The organism is Pseudomonas sp. AL10 (assembly GCF_029960685.1).
GTDB classification, from domain to species: Bacteria; Pseudomonadota; Gammaproteobacteria; order Pseudomonadales; family Pseudomonadaceae; genus Aquipseudomonas; species Aquipseudomonas lactis.
Genome location: NZ_JASBQZ010000002.1, coordinates 304,953 through 319,376, shown reverse-complemented (window position 1 = coordinate 319,376; position 14,424 = coordinate 304,953). Strand labels below are relative to the sequence as shown.

At 60.6% G+C, this 14,424-nt stretch carries 10 protein-coding genes and 2 pseudogenes; 1 reads left to right on the top strand and 11 read right to left on the bottom strand.

Annotation, left to right across the window (positions count from 1 at the left end; genetic code table 11):
• The first annotated feature begins 90 nt into the window (after positions 1 to 90).
• Positions 91 to 1,998 (top strand): methyl-accepting chemotaxis protein, encoded by a 1,908-nt coding sequence (locus QK296_RS04030; RefSeq protein ID WP_282390621.1) that lies wholly within the window; start codon positions 91 to 93, stop codon positions 1,996 to 1,998.
• Between the two features lie 113 nt (positions 1,999 to 2,111).
• On the opposite strand, the gene QK296_RS04025 is transcribed toward QK296_RS04030, so the two are convergent.
• From QK296_RS04025 to hutI, 11 genes and pseudogenes are all read right to left on the bottom strand, one after another.
• Positions 2,112 to 2,846: an amino acid ABC transporter ATP-binding protein gene (locus tag QK296_RS04025; RefSeq protein WP_003187866.1), complete on the bottom strand. Its 735-nt coding sequence runs from the start codon at positions 2,844 to 2,846 to the stop codon at positions 2,112 to 2,114.
• Positions 2,839 to 3,798, bottom strand: a complete 960-nt coding sequence (locus tag QK296_RS04020; protein ID WP_003187864.1) for an amino acid ABC transporter permease — start codon at positions 3,796 to 3,798, stop codon at positions 2,839 to 2,841. The genes QK296_RS04025 and QK296_RS04020 overlap by 8 nt, the downstream gene beginning before the upstream one ends.
• 130 nt (positions 3,799 to 3,928) lie before the next feature.
• Complete coding sequence (locus QK296_RS04015) at positions 3,929 to 4,726, bottom strand: transporter substrate-binding domain-containing protein (RefSeq protein ID WP_032893985.1); 798 nt, start codon at positions 4,724 to 4,726, stop codon at positions 3,929 to 3,931.
• 219 nt (positions 4,727 to 4,945) lie between these two features.
• Positions 4,946 to 5,746: a transporter substrate-binding domain-containing protein gene (locus tag QK296_RS04010; RefSeq protein ID WP_034134698.1), complete on the bottom strand. Its 801-nt coding sequence runs from the start codon at positions 5,744 to 5,746 to the stop codon at positions 4,946 to 4,948.
• 179 nt (positions 5,747 to 5,925) lie between these two features.
• Positions 5,926 to 8,504, bottom strand: a pseudogene (gene mdoH, locus QK296_RS04005) (glucans biosynthesis glucosyltransferase MdoH); the annotation flags it as partial.
• Entirely contained in the window at positions 8,497 to 10,233 is a 1,737-nt protein-coding gene (locus QK296_RS04000; RefSeq protein WP_003187856.1) for a glucan biosynthesis protein G, read from the bottom strand. The gene QK296_RS04000 and the pseudogene mdoH, both read right to left, overlap by 8 nt.
• Positions 10,234 to 10,499: 266 nt before the next feature.
• A complete protein-coding gene (dtd, locus tag QK296_RS03995; protein ID WP_003187854.1) occupies positions 10,500 to 10,937 on the bottom strand; it encodes a D-aminoacyl-tRNA deacylase in 438 nt (145 codons plus the stop codon).
• Positions 10,934 to 11,905, bottom strand: a complete 972-nt coding sequence (pip, locus tag QK296_RS03990; protein WP_014716544.1) for a prolyl aminopeptidase — start codon at positions 11,903 to 11,905, stop codon at positions 10,934 to 10,936. Before pip ends, dtd begins: the two co-directional genes overlap by 4 nt.
• A 103-nt stretch (positions 11,906 to 12,008) precedes the next feature.
• Positions 12,009 to 12,119, bottom strand: a pseudogene (locus QK296_RS03985) (alpha/beta hydrolase); the annotation flags it as partial.
• Between the two features lie 273 nt (positions 12,120 to 12,392).
• Positions 12,393 to 13,193: an N-formylglutamate deformylase gene (gene hutG, locus QK296_RS03980; RefSeq protein ID WP_094774375.1), complete on the bottom strand. Its 801-nt coding sequence runs from the start codon at positions 13,191 to 13,193 to the stop codon at positions 12,393 to 12,395.
• A 12-nt stretch (positions 13,194 to 13,205) separates the two neighbouring features.
• Complete coding sequence (hutI, locus tag QK296_RS03975) at positions 13,206 to 14,411, bottom strand: imidazolonepropionase (protein WP_282390620.1); 1,206 nt, start codon at positions 14,409 to 14,411, stop codon at positions 13,206 to 13,208.
• Between the last annotated feature and the right edge of the window lie 13 nt (positions 14,412 to 14,424).

Below are 14,424 nucleotides of genomic sequence, written 5' to 3'. Positions count from 1 at the left end.
TTTCCTACGCAGTTATCAGCCCTCCACAGGCCCGAATCGAATTAGCGTTGCAGGTGTCGCGAAACGCTTTCTCTGATTCGGAGGTTCACCATGTTTTCTCGGCTGACCCGCGTGCTGGTCAATGCCAGCGTCCGCCTCAAGCTCGCCCTGGGGTTTGGCCAAGTGCTGATCCTCAGCTTCCTGATTGCCGCTACGGGCTGGCAAGCCTTGAACGCCGTGCTTTACCGATCCGACAGCCTGACGACCCTGGGGCAACTGGCGGTGGATGCCGAGGCCATGCGCGCCGACCGCATCGTGTACCGCACCCTCACAGACAGCGATAGCCTGGGCAAAATGGCCGCGAAGATTGAACGGATCGACCAGCACCTGGCCGCCCTTTCAAACCGCCTGAAAGACCCGACTGACGTGCAGCGACTCGAGGACGCCATGAGCCTCGCCAACGGCTTCAAGGCAGCTCTGGCGCAACTTCCGCCCTTGGTCGAGCAGCGCGAGCGCCTGCGCCCGGACCTGAAGAAAATTGCCCTGCAAGCCAGCGATACCCTCGCCCAATTTGCCAGTGACTTGCCTGACCAGAACGACGAAAAGGCTCTGGACGCCATCGAGCAACTGCGTCAAGCCATGGAGCTGGCCGAAGATCGAGCCCAGAGCCCCGCCTGGGCCGCGCAATCGCTGGCAACTTATGCAGAGACCCTCGGCAAGGCGCTTGACGCCCTGGAGATCGCGCAAGCGGCAGTCACAGCGCTGCCAGTCGACTCGGCACTGCTCAAGACCGACCTGGCCAATTATCGAGAGCAACTGACCAAGCTCAAGGAAGCCCAGCTCAACGTGGAAACCGTGCAAAACCGCTTCGAACAGCAACTCAATAACATGCGTGAAAGCAGTAACCTGTTGAGCCAGAGCCAGAACGCCAAGCGTAACGACGAGGCGGACCACACCCGTACATTGCTGATCAGTGTGACGGTGGCGGCCCTGGCACTCGGCGCGCTGGCCGCCTGGTGGATTGCCCGGCAGATTGCGGTGCCACTGCGGGAAATCCTCAGCGCTGCCCACCGTGTTGCCGAGGGCGACCTTAGCCATGACATGCCAGTAGACCGTCGCGACGAACTCGGCCAGTTGCAGCAAAGCATCGGGCAAATGACCCGCAACCTGCGTAGCCTGATCAGCAGTATTGGTGACAGCGCCCGGCAGATCGCCGGCGCGGCCACGCAGTTATCCACGGTCACCGAGCAGACCCGCAACGGGCTCAACGAGCAGAAAGATGAAACCGACCAAGTGGCGACGGCAATGAATGAAATGCTCGCCACTGCCCAGGAAGTGGCGCGCCACGCCGAACGCGCCTCGGTGGCAGCCAATGAAGCCGACCAGCAGGCCGGCGCTGGTGAGCAGGTGGTCACCCAGGCCGTGGAGCAGATTGGCAACCTGGCCAGTGAAATGGCGCTGTCGGGCCGTGCGATGCTCGCGCTGCAACAGGAGAGCCAGAAGATTGCCAGTGTGCTGGACGTGATCAAATCCGTGTCTCAGCAGACCAACCTGCTGGCCCTGAACGCCGCCATCGAAGCGGCGCGCGCGGGCACTGCCGGCCAAGGGTTTGCGGTGGTCGCCGACGAAGTGCGCAGCCTGGCCCAACGCACCCAGGAATCGGCGGAGGAGATCGAAGGGCTGATCCTCGGCCTGCATAACGGCACCCAACAGGTGGCGGACATCATGGACAGCAGCCGCAACCTGACCGACAACAGCGTCGCCCTGACCCGCGACGCCGGCGACGCCCTGATCGCCATTGCCCGCACGGTCTCGGTTATCCAGGAAATGAACCCGCAGATCGCCGCCGCGGCGGAACAGCAAAGCGCGGTGGCCGAGGAAATCAATCGCAGTGTGTTGAAGGTGCGGGACGTGTCGGAACAGACCGCCGCCGCCAGCGAGGAAACAGCGGCGGCGAGTGTTCAGTTGACGCGGTTGAGCCTGGATTTGCAGACGCTGGTCGCCAAATTCAAGCTCTGAAACACCACCCCTGTAGGAGCGAGCTTGCTCGCGAAAAACCCAAGGCCGCCGCGTTCATTCAGGGTGCGTGGCGTTATCGTTGACGTTTTTCGCGAGCAAGCTCGCTCCTACAGTCATAGGACCTGGCGCAGGAAGGCTTGGGCGCGGGGGTCTTTTGGCGCATTGAAGAATTCGACCGGGGCGGCGTCTTCCAGCAGTTTGCCGTGGTCGAAAAACAACACCCGGTCTGCCACTTCCCGGGCAAAGCCCATCTCGTGGGTGACGCACACCATGGTCATGCCTTCCAGGGCCAAGGTCTTCATCACGTCCAGCACTTCACCGACCATTTCCGGGTCGAGGGCCGAGGTGGGCTCGTCAAACAGCATCACCTTGGGCTCCATCGCCAGGGCCCGGGCAATGGCGACGCGCTGCTGCTGGCCGCCAGACAGGCGCGATGGAAACTCGTGGGCCTTCTGCGCGATGCCGACCTTTTCCAACAGCGCCAGGGCCTTGGCCTCGCGCTCTGGCTTGCCGCGCTTGCGCACGACCTTTTGCGCCAGGCACAGGTTTTCCAGCACGGTCATGTGGGGGAACAGGTTGAAGTGCTGGAACACCATGCCCACTTCTCGGCGGTAGGCATTCACGTCGGTCTTCGGGTCGGCCAGTTGCAGGCCGTCGATGCTCACCGAACCCGAATCGAATTCCTCCAACCCATTAAGGCAGCGCAGGAAGGTGGACTTGCCGGAGCCCGAGGGGCCGATCACCACCAGCACCTCGCCCTTGGCCACTTGAGTGGTGACATGATCCACCGCGCGCACCACTTGCCCACGGGTATCGAAGACTTTTACCAGATCGCGCACTTCAATCACTTTGGGCGAGCCTCCGCTCAAGCCGGCTGGCCATCTTCGACAGCGGCAGGTTGATCAGCAGGTACAAGCCCGCCACACAGAACAGGATTTCAAATGGCGAGAACGAGGTGGTGATCACCTCGCGGCCGCTCTTGAGTAACTCGGTAATCGCGATCACCGACACCAGGGACGTGTCCTTGACCAGGCTGATAAATTGCCCGGCCAGTGGTGGCAACACGCGCTTGAACGCCTGCGGCAATACCACATGGCGCATCGACTGGCTGGCGCTCAAGCCCAGGGAGCGCGCCGCTTCATCCTGGCCTCGGGTGATGGACTGCACGCCGGCGCGCACAATTTCTGCCACGTAGGCACCGGTGAACAACGACAGCGCGGCGATCCCGGCGAACTCCCGGGACAGGTTGAGCACCGTGCCGATAAAGAAATAGAAAATGAAGATCTGCACCAGCAGCGGCGTACCGCGCACCAGCTCGACGTAGATCGTCGACAGGTCGCGCAAGGTGGGGTTTTTCGACAGCCGGCACAGCCCGGTCGCCAAGCCAATCGCCAAGCCCAGGACGCCGGACACTACCGACAGCCACAATGTGGTCCACAAGCCCCACATCAACGGCCCCAGTGCCCATTGCCGGGTCACGCCGACCACATCGCCTTCAGCCACATCGTCGCCGCGTGCCACTTGCAGGCTGTTATCGGCAACCGTGAGCTTTTGCTCGACCCCGGCGTCGTTGCGCAGGGTGACTTCGGCCGTATCGCCGTTGCGCACCAGTTCGACCACGGTGGAAATATCCGCGGCGCGCTGGGAGGTCTCGGCTTGATAGGCGAAGTACTGTGGGACGCGGTTCCAGCGCCACTCGTAGGACATCAACGAGGTGGCGTAATACAAGGCACCCGCCAGGCCGACCAGCACGACCACCGTCAGCAGGTGCCAGGGCCATTGGGCTTTTTTCTGTTTCATTTCACTTTCCGCATAGGTGTCGCCTGATAGGCCGCCATCGCGGGCAAGCCCGCTCCCACAGGTTGATGTGCGAATACAGTCAAATGTGGGAGCTGGCTTGCCTGCGATACAGGCAACTCGGTGTCAGGCCTTATTCCATGTCCTTGAGCCACTCGGAGCTCTTGAACCACTTGTCATGGATGCGATCGTAGGTGCCGTCGTTACGGATCTGGTGCAGGAAGTTGTTGATGAAGTTGATGCTGTCGTAATCGCCTTTCTTCAAACCGAACGCCAGGGGTTCAAAGGTGAAGGGTTCGTCCAGGAACACCAGCTTGCCGTTACCGACTTTTTTCTCGGCCACCACGTTGTACGGCGCGTCGTAGACGAAGGCGTCAGCCTTGCCGTTGACCACGTCGAGCACGCCTTCCTGCTCGTTGTCGTAGCCGTGGTACTTGGCTTTGGAGATCAGCTTTTTGGCAACCATTTCACCGGTGGTGCCGAGCTTGGAGGTCAGGCGATATTTCTCGTCGTTCAGGTCTTTGTAGGACTTGATGGTGCCTTCCAGTTCCTTGCGGATCAGCAGCGTCTGGCCGACCACGATGAAGGGTTCGCTGAAGTTCAGGCGCAGGTTGCGTTCCTGGGTCAGGGTCATGCCGCTGCCAATCATGTCGAACTTGCCGGTCAGGAAGGCCGGGATGATGCCGTCGTAGCCGGTGGACACCAGCTCTAACTTGACGCCCATGGACTTGGCCATGGCTTTGAGGATGTCGACTTCGAAACCGATGATTTCACCGCGCTTGTCGGTCATCTCGAACGGCATGTAGGTAGGGTCCATGCCGACTTTCAACGTGCCGCGCTTGACCGCCTCATCAATGGCGCCGGCCTGTGCCACGGTGGCAGCGACCAGCGCGGTGACGCCAAGCATCAGCATCGAAAGATACTTTTTCATCATCAAGACCCCTGAACGATTCTTATAAAGTGGGCGCACGAGAGGGCTGCGCCATTTCGGGGAGCGATCCTAACCCACTCGTTGTCCGCCACAAAGGTTTCACCGGTAAATGTTATCGGTGTGTGTCGGAAAACACTGACAGCGGCCCGGAGAAGCGCAGGCGCAGACGCTTCAGCGCGGCCTCTCGATCAGGGGTTGATGTGTAAGCAGTTATGACGATCAGTCGATCTCGGCGATCCAGGCCGTGTCCCTTAACCACTTGTCATGCAGGCGATCGTAGGTGCCGTCCTGGGCGATCTGGTTGAGAAAGTGGTTGATCCAATTGAGGCTGTCGTAATCACCTTTTTTCAGGCCAAACGCCAAGGGCTCAAAGGTGAAGGGTTGTTCCAGCGCCAACAACGCGCTGTTCTGCGGCCGAGTCATTGCGATCAGGTTGTAGGGGGCATCATGGATAAAAGCATCGGCCTTGCCTTCTAACACCTGCCGCACGCCTTCTTCCGGGTTGGCCACACTGCTGAGCCGCGCAGATACGAGAAAGCGCTGTGCCGCGGCTTCGCCGGTGGTGCCTTGGGTAGCAACAACGCGGTAACTGGCGTCGTCCAGTTCTTCAATACTGGCGACCAGCCCGCCCAGGCGCGGATGCAGCAACACTGTCTGGCCCACCACGATAAACGAGTCACTGAAGTTGAGCTTGAGGTTGCGCTCTTGAGTGACCGTCATGCCGCTGCCAATCAGATCAAACTTGTTCGCCAATAGCCCTGGCAGTAAGTCTGTGTAGGGCACCGCTACCAATTCAAGTTCTACGCCCAGCGCGCGGCTCATGGCGTGGAGCAAGTCAATTTCAAAGCCGACGATGCGTCCCTGCTTATCGAGCATTTCGAACGGCACGTTATTGGGGGTGGTGCCGACTTTAAGTACGCCACGGCGCACAGCGTTGTCCAGCGCGCCCGCGTAAAGCAGGCCTGCATGTCCCCCCAGGAAAAAGCCCATCAGCAATGCCAAACAATACCTTTTGATCATGAATGCCCCCGTGGCGAGTCCAATGTGGGGGGCGATCCTAACCCAGCCGCAGGCACGGCAATACGCTTCGAACAAAGGTCTTTTGTTTCGAAATAACAAGGAGTTAGGAATAAAAAGGAAGGGGCTAAAAACGCTGTAGGACCAACGTTTGAAACACCCCCGAAGTGAGCCTTCGGGGGTGCCTGAATCAGGCCGGTTGGGCCTGGGGCGACTGTGGTTGCAGGGGCAGCAATGGCGCGTGCGGATCAGCCTTGATCGAGGCACGCCAAGCGCCGAGCCACTCGGCATGGCCTTCGCTCCACACCTGCTCATGCAGGCGAGCCAGGGCCACCGGGTCGCTGAGCAAGGCCAGGCGTTCGCTGTTGTTGAGGCCGGCCGGGCCGACTTTCAACGCGTGGCGAACCCGCTCCATGCGCAGGTACTCGATGGGCTCGGCCTCACGGTGCCGCGAGGTCGCCAAGGCGCAGGCCAGGGCGTTCTGCTGCGGGTCGACCACCGAACGCACAAAGCCGTCATTGAGGGCGTGCCAACGGTTTTCGTGGGTGTACTTCTCGGTCGACAGCAGGGCTTGCGGCGGATTGTATTCCTCAGGAATCAGGAACAGGCTCTCGTCCCGGGACTTGAGGCCCAACTTGACCCGGCTGGAAATCACCGACACCGGGATCGACAGCATCAGCGAACCGACGATAGGCACCAGCCACCACAGGAAGCTTGGGTTCAGCCACACCACCAGCAGCGCCCACAAAAAGCCCAGCACGGTTTGCGGACCGTGGCGCTTGACCGCCTCGCTCCAAGGTGTGGAGTCGTCATCACGTTGCGGCGAGTTCCAGGTAGCGGCCCAGCCGAGGAACGCGGCGAGCACGAAACGGGTGTGGAAGATCATCCGCACCGGCGCCAGCAGCATGGAGAACAACATCTCCAGCAGCATCGACAGGGTCACCTTGAACTTGCCACCGAACTCTTTGGCGCCCTTGGCCCAGATCAAGATGATGCTGAGCAGTTTAGGCAGGAACAACAGCACGATGGTGGTGGAGAACAGCGCAACCGCCTTGTCCGGGTGCCATTGTGGCCACAGCGGGTACAACTGGCGCGGAGCCATGAAGTACTGCGGTTCCATCAGCGTGTTCACCGCCAGCAAGGCCGTGGACAGCACCAGGAAGAAGAACCACAACGGCGCCGAAAGGTAAGACATCACGCCGGTGAGGAACACCGCACGGTGCACCGGGTGCATGCCTTTAACCAGGAACAGGCGGAAGTTCATCAGGTTACCGTGGCACCAGCGACGGTCACGCTTGAGTTCATCCAGCAGGTTCGGCGGCAGTTCTTCGTAGCTGCCCGGCAGGTCGTAGGCAATCCACACGCCCCAGCCGGCACGGCGCATCAGCGCGGCTTCAACGAAGTCGTGGGAAAGAATCGCACCGGCAAACGCGCCTTTACCGGGCAACGGCGCCAGGGCGCAGTGCTCGATAAACGGCTTCATACGGATAATAGCGTTGTGACCCCAGTAGTGGGATTCACCCAACTGCCAGAAGTGCAGGCCGGCGGTAAACAGTGGGCCGTATACGCGGGTAGCGAACTGCTGCATGCGCGCATACAGGGTGTCCATGCCCGACGCACGCGGCGCGGTCTGGATAATCCCGGCATCCGGCGTGGCTTCCATCAGGCGCACCAGGCTGGTCAGGCACTCGCCGCTCATCACAGAGTCAGCATCAAGAACGACCATGTACTTGTAGTCACCACCCCAACGACGGCAGAAATCGTCGAGGTTGCCGCTCTTGCGCTTAACGCGGCGGCGACGACGGCGATAGAAGATCTTGCCGAAACCACCGGCTTCGCGGCATACGTCGAGCCAGGCTTGCTGTTCGGCGATGCAGATGTCGGCGTCGTTACTGTCGCTGAGCACGAAGAAATCGAAGCGATCCAGGTCACCGGTCGCGGCCACCGATTCGAACGTTGCACGCAAACCGGCGAATACACGCGGCACGTCTTCGTTACAGATCGGCATCACCAGGGCGGTGCGCGCATCCTTGGGAATCGGCTCGTCACCGGCACTTTTACCGGAGATACGGTATTTATCGTGACCAGTCAGCAGTTCCAGGAAGCCCATGAGCGCAGTCCAGAAACCAGCCGACACCCAGCAGAACAGAATCCCGAACATGATCAGGATGCTGGTTTGCAGTGCGTAAGGCAGTACCTGGGTAGCGGTTTGCAGCAGGGTCTGGTTGCGAATTTCGTCGAAGTCGACCAGCGACCAGCCCTGGTACGGCATGATGCCTTTCATGTACCAGCCGGCCACGATGGTCTGGCCCAGCATCAGCACCAACAGGATGTAACGACGGATCGAGCCCACGGTACGCCAGCGCGCAGCCGGCAGTACCCGCTCGTCTTTCGGTGGCTTGGGCGGGTTGGTGCGGCCGGTCATCCGGCGCCAACCGCGCACCAGAATGTTGGTACGCCAAGGCTCGGGCACCACTTTGGTCCGGCGGATCGGCGGCGTGGCCTTGAGGCACACACGACCGCTGGCATCGAGCGCCAGCATCTCGGCGTCTTGCAGCTCTTCGGCGCTGTTGAGGGTCAAGCGGCGGCCAACCGACGCTTGGGCAGCGTCGGCCGGTGCGTCGAAGGTCTTGGACGACAGACGTTCGTGCAACTCGCTGAAGGACTTGCAGCCCGCCAGCTCGGCGCGCTGCTCAGCCGTCATGGGTAGATGCGCCAGGTACTCGGACAGAGTCTCTGGCTTGACTTGAGAATTACTCATCGGCAGGCAACTGATAGCTCCAGGTTTCGGTCAGGACTTGCTCGGTCTTGATCGGCTCCGGTGTGGCTGGGGCAGCCTCAGGCTGTTTGGCTTCCTTGTCCTTGGCGTCTTTCTTGGCCTGCTTCTCATGCTGCTTGGCCAAGACTTTGTCGGCCTTGAGCACATGGTTGGAAACCGACTCAGGCTCAGGCTGCACGATATCTTGCACCAGCGCCGCACGCATTTCGGTCGGCTTGCTTGCGTCCTTGATCTTCATACGCAGGGTCAGGCGCCAGCCTTTGGTGTGTTCGTTGTAACGCACGCTGTTTTCAACCAGTTCGGCGTTATCACCCACGCTCACCTGGCTACGTACCGGAGCGTCCGGCAGCAGTTTCTTCAGGGACGGGCCCTCGAAGTCCACCAGGTAGGCCACGCTGCCATCGGGCTGACGGATCAGGTTGGATTGCTTCACGTCACCGGTGGAGCGCAGGGTCTGCTTGACCCAGGCACTGTCTGGCGAATGGAAAGCCGCGTCGTCCAATGTCCAGTGCAGGCGGTAGGCCACGTCCAGCGGCTTGCCGACTTCCGGCAGCTCGGCCGGGCTCCAGAAGGCCACGATGTTGTCGTTGGTCTCATCGGCAGTCGGGATCTCGACCAGGTCGACGGAGCCTTTGCCCCAATCGCCTTCAGGTTCGATCCAGGCGCTCGGGCGCTTGTCGTAGTTGTCGTCCAGGTCTTCGTAGTGGCTGAAGTTGCGACCACGTTGCAGCAGGCCGAACCCACGCGGGTTCTCGACGCTGAAGTTGCTGACCGATAGGTGTTTAGGGTTGTTCAGTGGACGCCAGATCCACTCGCCATTGCCGGCGTGGATCGACAGGCCGCTGGAATCGTGAAGCTCGCGACGGTAGTTGAGGACCTTGGACGGCTGGTTGGCGCCGAACAGGAACATCGAGGTCAACGGCGCAACGCCCAGTTTGCTGACCTTGTCACGCAGGAACATCTGGGATTTGACGTCCACCACGGTATCGGTGCCAGGGCGCAGGATCAGGCGGTAGGCGCCAGTGGCGCGTGGCGAATCCAGCAGCGCAAAGATCACCAGATGCTTGTCACCCGGTTTTGGACGCTCGATCCAGAACTCGGTGAAACGCGGGAATTCTTCGCCAGACGGCAACGCAGTGTCGATCGCCATGCCACGGGCAGACAGGCCATACACCTGGTCTTTGCCCACGACGCGGAAATAGCTGGCGCCGAGCATGGTCATGATTTCGTCTTGCTTGTCGGCCTTGTTGATCGGGAAAAGCACACGGAAACCGGCGTAACCCAGCTGTTCGGTGGCTTTAGGATCAAATTTCACATCGCCGAAATCGAAACGCGTCGGGTCGTACTTGATTTCATGCACGCTGTCGGCGGTGACTTCGTTGATTTTCACCGGGGTGTCGAAATGCATCCCCTGGTGATAGAAGGACAGCTTGAACGGGGTGTTCTGATCGGCCCACTCGGCTTTTTCATTGCGGAAACGAATCTTCTGGTAGTCAGCGAATTTCATTTCGCGGAATTCGTTCGGCAAATTGCTGCGCGGAGCTTCGTATTTCTGCCCGGCCAGCTCTTTCGCCTTGGCCGACACATCATCCAGACTGAACGCCCACAGTTGACCCGCGCCGAACAGGCAAAACAGGGCAGAGCCCGTCACCAGTGCGTTTCGTAACCGTTTGGCAGACAATTTTGGTGCATTACAGGGACTAACAATCACGAGCAACCCTCGCCGAAAACAGATCAAAAAACCAACGGCCAGCTATCTATATGCCAGGTTGGCGAGCAATGTTCCGACTCCCCAAGGGCAAAATGATTCCCCAAAGGCCATCGGACAAGGCTCTACCTAAGTCAAAAATGGACCAAACAACGCTGATCCCCGTAGCGCGCGATTATCTAGTAGCCCGCGAGACAACGCATCAGGGACAGTGAAGTATTTGTAGCGAAACCCTGCGTTTTTAGGCATTAACGTCGCTTTTCATACATTCATGTCTGTAAGAGGAAGGTCACAGGGCCATCATTGACCAGGTGCACCTGCATATCAGCGCCAAAACGCCCTGACGCCACCTTGCCATGCAATTGTTGCGCTTGTAACAACAAGTGATCAAAAAGCGCCGCTCCCAGGGCCGGTGGAGCCGCCGTGGAGAAGCTGGGCCGCAGCCCGCTCTTGGTATCCGCCGCCAAGGTGAACTGCGACACCAGCAGCAAACCGCCGCCGATGTCCTTGAGGGAGAGGTTCATCTTGCCCTCCTCGTCACTGAACACCCGATAGTTAAGCAGCTTGTGCAGCAGTTTGTCGGCGCTTTCGGGCGTATCTGAAGGCTCGACGGCGACCAGCACCAGCAAACCCTGGTCGATTGAGCCTACCACCTCACCCGCAACCTCGACCCGGGCGCCACGCACCCGCTGCAACAGGCCCTTCATGCTTCTTCAGGCGGCAGGTCGAGCAAGCGCCGAGCCATTTCGCCGGTCGCGCGTACCAGCGCGTCAGTGATACCCGGCTCGGATGCCGCATGCCCCGCCTCGCGGATCACCTGCAACTCGCTGTTGGGCCAGGCCTGGTGCAACTCCCAGGCGTTATCCAGCGTGCAGATCATATCGTAGCGGCCATGGATGATGACGCCAGGCAGATGGGCGATCTTGTGCATATCGCGAATCAGCTGGTTGGGTTCCAGGAAGGAGTTGTTGGTGAAGTAATGGCACTCGATACGTGCGATGGACAGGGCGCGCTGCGGCTCGGAAAACCGCTCCACATGTTGTGGGCTCGGGCACAGGCCCAGCATGCGGCCTTCCCAGCCCGACCAGGCTTTGGCCGCGTGCATCTGGGCGATCTGGTCATTGCCGGTCAGCCGCTTGTGGTAAGCGGCAATCATATCGTGGCGCTCCTCCACCGGGATCGGTGCCACGTAGTCCTGCCAGTAATCCGGGAACAGACGGCTCGCGCCCTCCTGGTAGAACCAGCGAATATCCTGGGGGCGGGCAAGGAAGATGCCGCGCACGATCAGGCCGAGCACACGCTCGGGATGGGTTTGCGCGTAGGCCAGGGCCAGGGTTGAGCCCCAGGAGCCGCCGAACAGCACCCACTTGTCGATGCCCAGGTGCTCGCGGATGCGTTCAAGGTCGGCGACCAGATCCCAGGTGGTGTTGTTCTCAAGGCTGGCCCTTGGCGTAGAGCGGCCGCAGCCACGCTGGTCGAAGGTGACAATATGGTAGAGGTTCGGGTCGAAATAGCAGCGGCTCTGGGCGTCGCAACCGGAGCCGGGACCTCCATGGATGAACACGACAGGCAAGCCTTCGGGGGAGCCACTTTCATCGACATACAGGGTGTGGGTGTCATCGACAGCCAGATCGTGCCGGGCGTAGGGTTTGATCTGCGGGTACCAAGTCTGCATTGCGTGCTCCGTAGGGTGTCGGGTTCATCCCTGGGGGGACGTCTATTATTTTGCCGTCTGGCATCATAAACCCGAATTGTGCAATGAGCATGTCCTTGAGCACTTAGACCTGTGTCAGCAGTTCGCGCCTCAGATAACCGAGCAGATAGTCATACAGCCGATCCACCTCTGGCACTTGGCCGCGAGCCCGCAAACAACCGTGGGCCAGCCTTCTGCTGGATCAGGCGCTTCGGAGCGATAGCACATGCGGTTGTAGGTTTGGCGCAGGCGAGCCTGGGATGAGTCATCGCGGGTAGAAGCTTCAGTCTTGGCGACAGTGTGGGAGCTGGCTTGCCTGCGATGGCGGTGTGTCAGTTGATAAAAGTGTTGCTGAACCACCGTTATCGCAGGCAAGCCAGCTCCCACATTTGGAGCGCATTCTCATGATAGCGCGCGGTCAAGTGTGTGGCGGGCTTGCTCGCGAAAGCTATTGCAGCAGCAGCAACAATTACCGGTAGTGCTTCTGCCCCCAAGTCAACAGTCCTTCCAGCAACTGCCTCAACACCACCTGCGTCGGCTCGGCCAGATCAGGGCGATAACGGAACGGTTCGAACTCCTCCATATAGGTGCTCTGACACAACTCCAGCTGCACCGCATGGATATCCTGCGCCGGGTTGCCGTAGTGACGGGTGATATGGCCGCCCTTGAAGCGCCCATTCAACACATGGGTGTATTGCGGATGCTGAGCGCAGATGGCTTCCAGCTGGCTGGCCAGCTGCGGGTCGCACGCAGCGCCGTTGAAAGTACCCAAATTGAAGTCCGGCAATTTGCCGTCAAACAGGTGCGGGATCAACGAGCGGATCGAGTGCGCGTCGAACAGTAACGCATAACCGAATTCGGCCTTGAGGCGCGCCAGTTCTTCTTGCAGTTGGCGATGGTACGGCCCCCAGATTTTTTGCAGGTAGCTGGCCCGCTCTTCGTCGGAGGGCGTTTGCCCTGCACGGAACAACGGCACGCCGTCGAACAGCGTCTCTGGGTACAGGCCGGTAGTAGCGCCGGCATATAGCGGCGTGTTGTCGGAAGGCCGGTTCAGGTCGATGACAAACCGCGAGTACTCCGCTGCCAGGGTGCTGGCGCCCAGCTCTTGGGCAAAGTCATACAACAGGGGGATATGCCAGTCGGTGTCCGGCAGGCTTTGCGCCTCGGGGATCAACCCGTCCTGGACCGCAGGGGTGAGGCGCAAGCCGGCGTGGGGCATGCTGATCAGCAGCGGTACGCGGCCTTGTTTGAATGTCAGAACCTTATCCACAACAGCATCCTCTCAAACAGTGACGTCGACGCCGTGGCGCACGACGCGTTTATCCAGTTCGCCACCCAGCCAGTAGGCCAGGTCGGCGGGGCGGTCGATCTGCCAGGCGACAAAGTCCGCGACCTTGCCCACTTCCAGCGAACCATGGGTATCGCCCAGGCCCAAAGCGGTGGCCGCGTGTTGCGTGGCGCCGGCCAGGGCTTCTTCCGGGGTCATGCGAAACAGGGTGCAGGCCATGTTCAGCATCAGCCGCACCGACAGCGCCGGCGAGGTGCCGGGGTTAAGGTCGCTGGCGATGGCGATCTTCACGCTGTGCTTGCGCAGGGCGTCCATGGGCGGCAACTGGGTTTCACGCAGGAAGTAAAAAGCGCCCGGCAGCAACACGGCGACGGTGCCGGCAGCGGCCATGGCGATGGCGTCTTCTTCGGTCATGAATTCCAGGTGATCGGCCGACAACGCGTGGTAACGCGCCGCTAGGCTGGAGCCGTGCAGCGATGAGAGCTGCTCGGCGTGCAGCTTCATGGGCAAGCCAAGCTGTTGGGCAACCTTGAATACGCGCTCGACCTGTTCGGGGGAAAAGGCCAAGTATTCACAGAAGGCATCCACCGCATCCACCAGCCCTTCTGCTGCCAGCGCCGGCAGCATCTCCTTGCAGATGTGCTCAATGTAGTCGTCGGCACGGTCTTTGTACTCCGGCGGCAACGCGTGGGCGGCCAGGCACGTGGCGCGCACGCTGACCGGCAGCGCTTCACCCAGGCGCCGGGCCACGCGCAACATCTTGCGTTCGTTGGCCAGGTCCAGGCCGTAGCCGGACTTGATCTCCACCGTGGTCACGCCGTCACGCAGCAAACTACGCAGGCGCTTTTCGGCGCTCAAGAACAGCTCATCTTCGCTCGCCGCACGGGTTGCGCGCACGGTGCTGGCAATGCCGCCGCCCTTGGCCGCGATCTCGGCGTAGCTGACGCCTTCAAGGCGCTGCTCGAATTCGCCGCTGCGGTTGCCACCAAACACCGTATGGGTGTGGCAATCGATCAGCCCGGGGGTGACCCACGCGCCTTGCAGGTCATGCACCTGGGTGTAATCCGCCGTCGGCGCCTGGCTGCGGGGGCCGACCCACTCGATGAGCGAGCCGGCAGTCACCATGGCGGCATCCTCGATGATCGAGTATTTACCGTTGGCCATGGTTGCGACGTGGCAGTGTTGCCAAAGCGTTTTCATCAACGCCTCCCTA